Source organism: Paenibacillus foliorum (assembly GCF_013141765.1).
Taxonomy (GTDB): Bacteria; Bacillota; Bacilli; order Paenibacillales; family NBRC-103111; genus Paenibacillus_S; species Paenibacillus_S foliorum.
Genome location: NZ_WHOD01000066.1, coordinates 17,611 through 29,595, shown reverse-complemented (window position 1 = coordinate 29,595; position 11,985 = coordinate 17,611). Strand labels below are relative to the sequence as shown.

Annotated in this window: 7 protein-coding genes; all 7 read left to right on the top strand. The window is 45.2% G+C overall.

Annotation, left to right across the window (positions count from 1 at the left end):
• The first annotated feature begins 122 nt into the window (after positions 1–122).
• The 7 genes from GC093_RS17000 to GC093_RS16970 all read left to right on the top strand — a co-directional run bounded on the left by GC093_RS17000 (position 123) and on the right by GC093_RS16970 (position 11,976).
• Positions 123–887, top strand: coding sequence for an NUDIX hydrolase (locus GC093_RS17000; RefSeq protein WP_171653092.1), 765 nt, complete (start codon positions 123–125; stop codon positions 885–887).
• 112 nt (positions 888–999) lie between these two features.
• On the top strand, positions 1,000–1,809 hold the full coding sequence (locus tag GC093_RS16995; RefSeq protein ID WP_171653091.1) for a phosphoribosyltransferase family protein: 810 nt from the start codon (positions 1,000–1,002) through the stop codon (positions 1,807–1,809).
• A gap of 1 nt (position 1,810) precedes the next feature.
• The gene (locus tag GC093_RS16990; protein ID WP_171653090.1) at positions 1,811–3,298 is read left to right on the top strand and encodes a nicotinate phosphoribosyltransferase; all 1,488 of its coding nucleotides are present in this window, start codon (positions 1,811–1,813) and stop codon (positions 3,296–3,298) included.
• Positions 3,299–3,854: 556 nt separating this feature from the next.
• On the top strand, positions 3,855–6,560 hold the full coding sequence (locus GC093_RS16985) for a UxaA family hydrolase (RefSeq protein ID WP_171653089.1): 2,706 nt from the start codon (positions 3,855–3,857) through the stop codon (positions 6,558–6,560).
• Positions 6,561–7,083: 523 nt separating this feature from the next.
• Entirely contained in the window at positions 7,084–9,321 is a 2,238-nt protein-coding gene (locus tag GC093_RS16980) for a hypothetical protein (protein WP_376768659.1), read from the top strand.
• A gap of 21 nt (positions 9,322–9,342) precedes the next feature.
• Positions 9,343–10,512 carry a HEAT repeat domain-containing protein gene (locus GC093_RS16975; RefSeq protein WP_171653088.1) on the top strand — a complete coding sequence of 390 codons (1,170 nt, stop codon included), beginning with the start codon at positions 9,343–9,345 and terminating at the stop codon, positions 10,510–10,512.
• 15 nt (positions 10,513–10,527) lie between these two features.
• Positions 10,528–11,976 carry a glycosyltransferase family 2 protein gene (locus GC093_RS16970; RefSeq protein ID WP_171653087.1) on the top strand — a complete coding sequence of 483 codons (1,449 nt, stop codon included), beginning with the start codon at positions 10,528–10,530 and terminating at the stop codon, positions 11,974–11,976.
• Positions 11,977–11,985: the final 9 nt, after the last annotated feature.

Below are 11,985 nucleotides of genomic sequence, written 5' to 3'. Positions count from 1 at the left end.
TCAAGAAGCTGCCTCTATTCTATTAAGAAAGAGGTGGTTTTTTCCAAAAATATCTTGACACGATCTTTAATTATGTCATAATGATAATATCAAAGTGAAATTATGGAATGGTGATTAACAGCATGTTCGAAAATGAGTTGAACTATTCAGCGAATAAATACAGAACTCCTGATGGAGCACCAACAGATATTGTCATTTTCACGATTCTATCTAAGGAGAAAAATAAGGTTAAAAAGTCTTTACCCTCACGTGAATTGTACGTGATGTTGATCCAAAGAAATATTTGGCCATATGAAAGAAAGTGGGCTCTACCAGGTGGGTTTACTCGAGAAACAGAAACGGTTTATTCTTGCGCAGAACGTGAGTTGAAGGAAGAAACGGGTGTTGATCTTGCTCATCTTGAATATTTTAATGTCTATAGTGATCCTGGACGTGATCCGAGAGGATGGATCATTTCTCACGCTTTTCTTGCCTTAGTGAATGAAAATGTATTAGAAAATCGAAGAGCTGCAGTTGATGCATCGGAAGTTCGATTATATACAGTAAATGAAGCTTTGTCCTTGGATCTAGCTTTCGATCATCGACAGATTCTCCAGGATGCCTTACAAAGAATCCGCCAGAGAATGCTTACCACAACAATTGCTAAAGAGTTTCTTCCTGAAGAGTTTACGATTGGGGAGCTTTATCAAGTTATTCAAACGGTAGTGCCAGAGTTCGAGGAGAAAAACTTCATTCGAAAAATCACATCAACTCAAAGCCGCAAAGGGATTATTGAAGAAGTAAAAGACAGGAATGGAAGCTTAGAATTATCCAATCGGTATTCACAAAGGGCAGCTCAGTTGTATCGATTTACAGACCTAGAACCCCAATTGTCTATCTATAGTTGAATTAGGTGGTCATGCGAAATAGATTTAAACGTAACGATCAGGCAGGGTTGAGCTCAGCATATACTTGTCTGAAATCAGCTTTAGAGATTATGAAACGGGGAGAGTGAGTACTGTGATTCAGCTAAATGACGTAGTATTGGAATTCAAACTTTTTCCTAATGGTGAGACCTTGGTCGATGGGGAACAAATACTTAATCATGTTAATGAGTTCAATATAGTTACTTTTAAATATGAAAATGACAGTGATTTAATAAAGGTAATGTTCTTAAAGAACTATCTAGACGATCTTGACTTAAAAGCATCTCTCATCGTTTACTATATGCCTTATAGTCGAATGGATCGAGTAGAGGGATCTTCTGTCTTTACTTTAAAATATGTTTCAAACTTTATTAATTCTTTGAATTTTGAAAAAGTAACTCTGGTCGAACCCCATTCGGATGTTTCTCTAGCATTAATCAATAAAAGTACCGCAAGGTATCCTTCCGTTGAATTGCTAGACAAAGTCATTTCAGAAGTAGGCTTTAAACTCAATGAGGATTACTTGTTCTTTCCCGATGCAGGAGCACAGAAGCGCTATGGTAAGGTAAGAGGGTATCAACAGCTTGTAGGGTTTAAAGTGAGGGATTTCCAAACAGGACAGATTATGAAGCTGGATGTTGTTGGGAGTGTAGAAAGAAAAGGGTTTAAAGTAATCATTGTGGATGACCTGTGCTCATATGGAGGCACATTTATCAGGAGTGCTGAGAAGTTAAAGGAAATCGGGGCTTCCGAAATTTACTTACTGGTAGGACACTGTGAAAAATCTATTTATAAAGGGAAGCTTCTCGAAACTGATGCAATTGATAAGGTCTTTACTACCAACTCAATTTTAGATCAGGCAGATCATGAAAAAATCCATGTATTCGAAATAGGAGGTATGTAAAATGACTCAAAAATTCGTATATCCGGCTACACTTCTATGCGATTTTTATAAGGTAAGCCATAAGAATCAATACCCTAAAGGCACGGAGCTTGTATATTCGACATGGACTGCGCGCACGAGCCGAATTGAAGATATCAACAAAGTAGTGGCTTTTGGGTTTCAATCCTTTATCAAGGAATATTTAATAAACTATTTTAATGAAAATTTCTTTGAAAGAACTAAAGCCGAAGTAGCCAATGAATATAAAAGAGTGATTAAATATGCCCTTGGAGTCGAAGATCCGGATGCATCGCATATAGAGGCCCTACATGATTTAGGATTTTTGCCGATTAAAATTAAAGCCATTAAAGAAGGCACACTAGTACCAATTAAGGTTCCTATGCTGACGATTGAGAATACGAAACCTGAGTTCTTTTGGCTAACGAATTACTTGGAAACTTTGATGTCCTGTCAGTTATGGATGCCTGCAACAAGCGCAACATTGGCATTTGAATACCGCAAAATTCTTGAAGAGTTTGCAAAATTAACGAATGGCGATACATCGATGGTTCCCTTTCAAGGACATGATTTCTCGATGCGCGGCATGAGTTCGCTTGAAGCTGCTAAGAGCAGCGGTGCAGGTCATTTGATTTCTTTTACAGGGACAGATACCATCCCAGCGATTCTTTATCTTGAAGACTACTACAAGGCTAATATTGAGAAAGAATTAGTGGGAACCTCGATTCCCGCAACGGAGCATAGTGTTATGTGCGCGCACGGTACAGATGAAATGGCTTCTTATAGATTTTTAATAAAAGAAGTTTATCCCAGTGGCTTTGTTTCGATTGTATCGGATACTTGGGATTTGTGGAGTGTGCTTGATGTTGTTATTAGAGGATTAAAAGAAGATATTCTTAGCAGAGATGGGAAAGTCGTAATTCGCCCTGATAGTGGAGATCCAGTTAAAATCATCTGCGGCGACCTTGAATCAATAAATGAGTTTGAACGAAAAGGAGTTATTGAAATCCTCTGGGAAATTTTTGGGGGTACGATTACCGATAAGGGATATAAGCAATTGGACAGTCATATCGGCGCCATATATGGGGATGCGATTACCATCAGCCGCTGTCGGGAAATATGTGAAAAGTTAGCCGCAAAAGGATTCGCTTCGACCAATATGGTTTATGGAATCGGTTCTTATACCTATCAGTACAACACGAGAGATACATTTGGGTTTGCGTTAAAATCTACGTTCACCATCATTAATGGAGAAGAACGTAAAATTTTCAAGGATCCTAAAACGGACAGCGGTCACTTTAAGAAATCCCAAACTGGGTTGGTACTTGTTACTGAGAAGGATGGGGAAATAGATTATATAGATAATCTTAGTGTAGATGAATATGAAAATAAACAGTCTGCTGATTTATTGGAAGTTGTGTTTGAGGATGGGAATTTAGTTCGAGATAAATCATTAAAAGAAATTCGAGAGAATTTACTCCAAAATCTCTAATGCAGGGCGTACTCTTTTTCATCTCAGGTATATGGGGATGGGGGTACTTTAAAAAATAACGAAGAAGCGTTGGCTAGAGTGCCGACGCTTTTTTGTGTTTACCTATTCGTTAATTGTACGAATGGTTTTATCTTAGGGGAGTACAAAAAAACTGTATATAGAAGTCTGATGACCTGCATAGTTCATTGTTTACAATTGCCTGCAACTATGCGGCATTTCCTCGTGCAAAGATAGGATTTTGATGACATAAAGGAAATATCAGTCTAACGTGCTAAAGAACAAACGTTTGCAAACGAACATAGGCTTGGGCCATCTGTGCTTCTGTCCTTCACTAACACTGACATAACGAACCTTCCCATGTGCTGAAAATATCATTCAATTTCTTTGATTTATGATACAATATGTGCATGAACATGTGCTGATGCGAAGCTTCGTTCGACTTGTTGTAATCGGTTTCAATTCTTTCTGTCGGTGATCGGTATGCTCTTTAAAGATCAGTGCGGCTACGGATTTATATTTAACTCAAGCGAAATCTTATATAAGGAGTATGAAATCTATGAGCGTATCTTACCGCTTTGACGAAGTCGGTAGACTTCCCTTACCCGGAGATAATGTTGCTGTTGCCACTCGCCAACTGGACGCTGGCACCATCATTTACTATCAAGACCAAACCCTGACCTTGGATTACACCGTTATGGAAGGTCATCGTTTTGCAGTAAATGCGATTGCTCCTGGTGAAGTCTTACTCTCCTGGGAATTACCCTTTGGTGTAGCGCTGCAATCCATTCAGCCAGGTAGTTATGTAATTAACAAGTCTGTGTTGGAGGCGCTTAGTGTGCGTTCGTTAAAATTCGCGCTGCCGGTGACGCCCAATTTTGCTGACCAAGTTCACCCTTATGTTCTCGACGAGGCTAATTTCCAACCTGCTCCAGCAATGCCCGCTTACCCGGATACGCGCACCTTCCTGGGTTATCGGCGCAGCCAAGCTCGCGGCGTCGGTACCCGCAACACGATTGTCTTGTTGGGTACAACCTCACGTACAGGGAGTTATGTCAAGCAGCTTGCAGCTCGTCTGCAAGGCGAACTGAAGAACTATTCCCAAGTCGAGGGTATTGTTCCCGTGGCGCATACTGAGGGGGGCACGGATCAGCCTAATAACCTAGAGCTATTGCTGCGCACGTTGGCCGGATTTATCGTTAATCCCAACGTGGGTGCGGTCTTAATAGTAGACTATGGGATTGAATCCGTGACTAACCAGATGGTAGAAGCGTATTTACGCGAACACAATTATCCATTAGATGAAGTGGTGCATCGATTCTTATCAATTAAAGGTGGCTTTCAAGATAATCTGACCATAGGGGAAGCTATTGTGCGTGATTGGTTACCTACGGTAAATGCCATGGAACGGACCCCGGAATCTATTAGCAATCTAAAGATTGGACTACAATGTGGAGGCTCAGATGCCTTTTCCGGCATTTCCGCTAATCCGCTGCTGGGTTGGATTGCGCAGGAATTGATACGCTACGGCGGCGCTGCCAGTCTGGCTGAAACCGATGAATTAATTGGCGCTGAGCCTTATGTCTTGCAGAAGGTGCGCGACGTGGAAACCGCCCGCAAATTCTTAACGCTTGTAGAAAAATTCAGGGAGCGTACGGCTTGGCATGGTGCTAACGCCGAAGGAAATCCATCGGGTGGTAATAAATATCGCGGCCTTTATAACATTTACCTCAAGTCCATTGGTGCTGCTCGCAAGAAAGACCCAGCCACTCGCCTTGACTATGCCATTGAATACGGTGGGTTGATGAAAGACCCCGGATATTATTTTATGGATAGCCCCGGTAATGACCTCGAGAGCATTGCCGGGCAGGTGGCTTCAGGCTGCAACCTGATATTCTTTACGACAGGTAACGGCTCGATCACCAACTTTCCTTTTGTGCCAACGGTCAAGGTGGTGACAACGACGCGTCGCTTCCAATTGCTGGTCAATGATATGGATATCAACGCCGGTCAGTATCTGGAGGGTGTATCCATGGATGAATTGGGCAAGCAAGCCTTCGAACACTCGATACAAATAGCCTCCGGTCAGCGCAGTGTCGGTGAGAAAGCTGGCCACTCGCAGGTGCAGATCTGGCGCAACTGGCAGCAAACGGATGCGAGCCAACTGGATACCTTGCTCAATGTGTCTCTACCGACAGGGGAACCTATTGCGATTCGAACAGATATAGCCGCGGTCGCCAACCAGATCCGATTTACATTCACTCGTCACCAAGACCGTCGGGCCAGTGATAACATCGGATTAATCCTGCCCACCAGTCTATGCGCCGGTCAGGTGGCGAATATGATTGCACTGCGGTTGAACAAACAGGGGCTGGGTCAACCCGGACATCTCTCGCGTTTTGTGGCCTTGGCTCACACGGAAGGATGCGGGAATTCGGGTGGTCAACCCGAGCAGTTGTATGCCCGAACAATGATTGGTTATGTCACCCATCCGCTAGTCAAGCATTGTCTGCTGCTGGAACATGGCTGTGAGAAAACCCACAATGACTTTATGCGTCACGAGATGGAGGAGATGGGGGTTGATCCGAGTCGTCTTGGTTTTGCTAGTATTCAACTTGATGGTGGGATTAATAAGGTAACTCAGAAGGTGGAAGCGTGGTTTGCTGATCAATTGTCTGCAACTGGGCCAATTACGAAAGAGACTGCCGGACTAGAAGCATTGCGTGTTGGGATCTTAAGTGATGGTTCCGTTACTGACGCTGCTGGTGAACAACTGGCGATGTTGACAAAAATGATTGTCGGCGCAGGCGGTATGGTGGTTGTTCCCGAGAACAGCGGGCTGCTTTCAACGTCTACTTACAGTGAAGATTTATTGACTACATCCAATGTTAAGCCGTCATTGGCCTATGGGGAACATGCCCACCGAACCGGTTTCCACGTCATGGAAACACCAACCGAGCATTGGGTAGAGACGGTCACGGGCTTAGCAGCCACGGGAGTAGAGTTGATTATAGCGCTGGTCCATCGCCGCCCTATGCAGACGCATCCGTTCGTGCCTATGCTTCAAGTGGCATCGGACCCGTCTATGCAGCAAACCTATGCTAATGATTTGGATCTGTTACTCGCCGGAAATCCCGCTGTTTGGACCGATCAGATTCTAGAGAGTTGTAAGCAAGTCATTGAGCATAGCTATACTCCTCGGCTTTATCAACAGGGTAACGTTGATTTTCAATTAACACGCGGATTTCTGGGCGTTTCGTTGTGATCGGGACGTAAGCTGAGGTCGACTCTGGCTTCAGATGAAAGTCAGCTTTGCTGAAGTCCTCATGGTGTGATACAAAATAATACTCCATATGTGAATCGAAACAGGGGCTGTCCTAAAAGTAGATAATCTCACTTGAGAGGCAGCTCGATTTTAACTAAGTTTTTTGATTTCTATAGGAAGAGGAGTCAGCTGAAAGATTATTTCTGCTGGCTTCTTTTTTTCTGTTTTTATCGAATCCCCTTTAGTTCCACATCGTAGCTAACCACGTGTTTTCCTGCTCCTTTCTTCGTTTTTCCGCTCCAGCGTAGCTTGAACTGCTTGATAATCTTCTGTAGTCCCCAATTCTCATAAAGATAAAGGTTTGTTAATAAAGGTTTAATCTTTGATAACAAAATTTAAATAAGGAACACAATTAGTTTGAAATGATCACAATGTTTAACATTTAGAAAACAGACAAACAGCACTTTAATGTCGTAACATGACAACCAGACAGCATAACTATCAGGAACTAACGAAGGTGAATATGATGGGCAAGTGGTTCAAATACGTATTAAAGCTCGGTCTTGTCTTTGCGATTGTAGCCGGTGCGCTCTTTTATTGGCTGCGTCCTCTTTTGGTAAAGGTAGAAAGCACGACGATTGCCGACGGCATACATGTGAAGTTTAGGGTCCAAGGAACGAACGTGGAGGAGTATTCGAATCAAGCCTGGAAGCCCTACTTCGCCAAAGGGGTAAATATGGGGGCGACCGTCCCCGGACATTTTCCTGGTGAATTGGCCATTTCTGAGGATGACTATGAGAGATGGTTTGAAATGATCCAGGACATGGGGTCGAATGTCGTCCGGATCTATACGATCATGATGCCCGAATTTTATGAAGCGCTGGTCAAATACAATAGGGAGCATCAAAAAAATCCGCTGTTTTTTATTCAGGGAATATGGAGTCCCGAGGAGCAGCTGATTGAAGGGCAGGATGCGTATGACCCCCAGATCAAGCAGAAATTCGAGCAAGAAATTAAAGACGCGGTTGCGGCGGTTTATGGAAAAACGACACTTACACCCGAGCCTCATTCGGGAAAAGCAGGAGGTGCGTACAAATATAATGCAGGTCCCTATCTCATGAGTTGGATTGTCGGTACGGAATGGGAGCCCAAAATGGTGAAGGGGACCAACGATCTGCACGTCGATACCGCAGATTATGAAGGGAAACACTTCCGCAATAAACCGGGAGCGTCGGCCTTTGAAAAGTGGCTGGCCTTAATGATGGATACTGCCGCGCAAACGGAAATCCAGTACGGCTGGCAGCATCCTATCGCTTTTGCCAATTGGGTGACTACCGATCCTTTGGAGCATCCGGGAGAGCCGTTATTTGAAGAGGATCTGGTTAGTGTCGATCCTGCCCATATTGAGGTGGCGGATTGGGCGGCGGGATATTTTGCTTCCTATCATGTGTATCCGTATTACCCGGACTTTTTTTCATTTGACAGCTCTTTTCAGACAATGGCCAACAGTAAAGGACAAATCGACAGCTACACAACGTATTTGCATAAATTAAAAGAAGCTCACCCCGACATACCGGTCATGATCACCGAATACGGAGTGCCGGCTTCGTTGGGGGTAGCCCACTTGGGAATGCTCGGCCGCAATCAAGGCGGTCATAACGAGAAGCAGCAGGGTGACATCGATGCGGATTTATTTCAGGAAATTCACGGGGCTGGCTATTCGGGGGCGATTTTGTTCACGTGGCAGGATGAATGGTTTAAAAAGACGTGGAACACCCAACGCTACGATGAAGCCGATCGCCGCGCATACTGGTATAATACGCTGACCAATGAGTCCTTTTTCGGGGTATTGGGGATGTTCCCCAGCAAGGATGATGATATTCATATAGATGGAGACGCTTCGGATTGGAAGCGGCTGGGAGACGATAAGAAGCGGCTGGATGTGCAGGTTCCCGGCTTTGAGGAGATTTGGGCCACGCATGACGAAGGGTATCTTTACCTTATGGCCAAGCTATCTGAGCCCTTCGACCCGTCCCGGCAAAGCATATATTTGGGAGCAGATACGATAGCCGGAGGAAATCGTCATGCACCGCAGCTTCATGGAGTGACATTAGATGAAGGCCTGGAAACCCTTATTGAGCTGTCAGACGAAAATAAAGGCCGGATGATGATAGCCTCTAATTATGATCTTCACGCTCGTTTGTATGAGCGTTCCGGATTGCCGGATATCGACCCGAAGGAAAATCAGGATGATTCGGGGATTTTTAAGCCATGGAAGCTTGCTGTGAATTATCTTCTGGAATATCCGGATTCCCGATTTAATCATCCGTTCGGCGATGTGGAGGTAGGGGAATTGGAGAGAGGCTACACCGATCCGTCTCGTCCCGATTATAGTTCCAAGGCTATGTGGCAGGCTCAGGGACAGGTGCTGGAAATGCGTATTCCTTGGATGCTGCTGGGCTTCAGCGATCCTAGTTCCCTGAGCGTAATCAACTACAATCAAACGAGCCGGAGCAAATTCGAAGTGACTCAGGTGGAAGGTGTTCGCATCGTTCCGTGGATTGTGCAGGACGATAAAGTCTTAGGCCGGGAGGATTCGGCTGCGGCGGAGCCATATCCGGTGTCCCGTCTGCCGAAATACACATGGCAGCGATGGGAGGATAAGGTCGATTATGTGGAACGGCCTAAACAAAGTTACTCGATCATGAAAGAGGCTATGCAGAAGATTGACGGTCCCGTTACCGACATATCGGGCAGCTGAAGCAGGAGAGGAGTTCATGAGGTGTACACGAATCTTGATGTAGCCATAAAAGCGTTATATGTCATTGTTGCTTTTAATCTTGTTTGTATTGCATTCATTTATGCCATCAAGCTGAGAAATATCCAAAGGAGGAGGCTGAACGACCGGTTTCAAGTGAAGTTTAAAGATTACTTGACCTATGTTCACGCCAACCTTAATGGTGTGGAGCCGTTAAGGGTTCCTCCATGGACTATGAACGAGGTGGAAAGGGAGGCGATGCAGGAAAGGCTGAACGATATGATGGAATGCTTCTCTGGTTGGCAGCGCCAAAAGCTGATCACGCTTTGCGAAGATCTTGGATTGGTGAAGCATCATCTGGCACGATTCAATCACCGCTCTTACCCGGTGAAGCTGGATGCCGCTTACCATTTGGGATGTATGAGGGCGAAGGAGGCGGTGCCGGCTTTACTGGAATTGCTAAAGGAGCATCGGTTGAATTCCTCGCTGTTTGTTGTGGCCCGAGCTGTTGCCAAGTGCGCCCGCAGCCAGCAGGACCTTGGTGCTATGGTTCAGGTTCTGCTCCAGCACAATAAGAAATGTTATGAGCTGATCGTCGATATTATTGCCGATTCGGAGCTGGAGACCGTTTCCTTGTACACGGAATACGTGAACCATGAGAATCCGGCATATATCCAGATCGGGTTGATCGGGATGAATGGTTACTCCGACCCTGCGGCCTCCTCTGCCGTCTACCGGCTCATGGATTCCGAGCATGAGGATATTCAAGTAAAAGCAGTGGATGTCTATCTGAAAAGCTCACGCCTGCTTCCAAGGAATGTAGTCAGCAAGCTGCTGAGCCATCCGAATTTGGATATTCGCAGGCTGACGTTAGATGCATTGGGGAACATCAAAAACGCTACATACGTGGAATTGATGAAAACCAGTCTGGCAGACGCCGATCAGCGTGTGGTCTATACGAGTGCCAAAGGCATGCTCAAAATGGGAGAAGAAGGCATGGTTGCGCTTTGTGAGAGCGCAGCTGCGGCTCAGGGCACGGATCGTGGGGAATTCATGCAGCGGCTGATCGATGAGGAGCTCAAGCATTTGTCTATGCAGCTGCACGATTTGGATAAGCTCATGCAATATAACACACTGATGTACACCTATGACAAAATATTTCGCAAACATACACGAATGTATCGTGTGGTTTAGGAGGGTTGCGCATACATGTGGATTTTCGATTATCAGGTGCTTGTGGATTCATTCTTGAGCGGATTAAGACAATTCTTGTTATTTTACAGCTACACTGCTCTGTTTTATGTGATTCTCGTAACGCTGCTTTATTATTTCATATTCGGATTTTCGATCCGCCATATTTTTTCAATCAAGCGGGGAATCCAGTATAACCGGATGAATAAGTTATCCAGCTCCAGTCATCTTCCGCCGGTCTCCTTATTGGTCCCCGCCTTTAATGAAGAGTTAACCATTATCGAAAATGTAAGGTCCTTGCTGGCTCTCAATTATGCGGAGTATGAAGTGATCGTCGTCAATGACGGTTCGCAGGATCTTACCCTGCAGCGCATGATCAACGAATTTAAGCTGGAGCTCATCCATCCTGTGCCTTCAAGCACCATTCGGACAGGGAAAATCAGAGGGGTGTACCATAATCCCGAGTATCCCAATCTCTACTTGGTGGATAAGGAGAATGGGGGGAAGGCCGACTCTCTGAATGCAGGCATTAATCTTTCCCATTACCGGCTCATCTCAACCATTGATGCAGACTCTTTGCTGGAAAAGGACGCATTAACGAGGATTGCCCGGGTCTACATGGAGAACCCCGAAGAAACGATCGCCGTCGGCGGCAACGTCCGCATCGTCAACAGCTGCACAGTAGAAGACGGTATCGTCAAGGATGTCCAATTTCCCCGTAAGCTGTTGCCGGCGCTGCAAAACGTCGAATATACGAAAGCGTTTCTCGGTGGGAGGATAGGCTGGAGTGCAGTCAATGGTCTCATTATCATATCAGGAGCATTCGGGGTGTTTCAAAAGGATAAGGTGATTGCGGTCGGGGGATATCGGGGTGGCTATCCCGGCGAGGACATGAACATTGTCATCAAGCTTCACCGTTACTGCCTGGAAAACAAGATCCCTTACCGGGTAGCCTTTTGCCCGGATGCCGTTTGCTGGACGCAAGCCCCTGATTCGTATCGGATTTTGAGCAGCCAGCGTAAGCGCTGGGGGCGGGGAAATCTGAAAAATATGATTGAGGAAGGCATCCATATGGTATTTCGCCCGAAATACAAAATTTTTGGGCTACTCACGCTTCCGTATAACATCGTGTTCGAAACGCTGAATCCGTATTTCCGTCTCAGCGGCATGCTGGCTATATTGGGGTACTGGATGCTGAACATGACGGATTGGAGCACCATCGTCATCTTTTCTTTAGTGAATTTATTTTCCTGCTTTTCCTTAAGTCTGGGGGCCTTGTTCATTGAAGAGACCGCCTTCGGTCGTTATCCGAAGCTCAGCGATTTAAACAAAATGCTCCTGTATTCCTTCTTGATGTTTGTAGGCTATCGGCAGATTGGCGTGTGGTGGAGGTTAAACGGACATGTCCAATTCCTGCGCAACAACAACTCATGGGGAACGATGGTCCGTACTAATTTTAATAAATAGCTTTGTAGA

What these genes read in the sequence shown, in the direction of transcription:
- GC093_RS17000 (WP_171653092.1), top strand. Translation starts at nt 123, where the DNA reads ATGTTCGAAAATGAGTTGAACTATTCAGCGAATAAATACAGAACTCCT.
- GC093_RS16990 (WP_171653090.1), top strand. Translation starts at nt 1,811, where the DNA reads ATGACTCAAAAATTCGTATATCCGGCTACACTTCTATGCGATTTTTAT.
- GC093_RS16985 (WP_171653089.1), top strand. Translation starts at nt 3,855, where the DNA reads ATGAGCGTATCTTACCGCTTTGACGAAGTCGGTAGACTTCCCTTACCC.
- GC093_RS16980 (WP_376768659.1), top strand. Translation starts at nt 7,084, where the DNA reads ATGATGGGCAAGTGGTTCAAATACGTATTAAAGCTCGGTCTTGTCTTT.
- GC093_RS16970 (WP_171653087.1), top strand. Translation starts at nt 10,528, where the DNA reads ATGTGGATTTTCGATTATCAGGTGCTTGTGGATTCATTCTTGAGCGGA.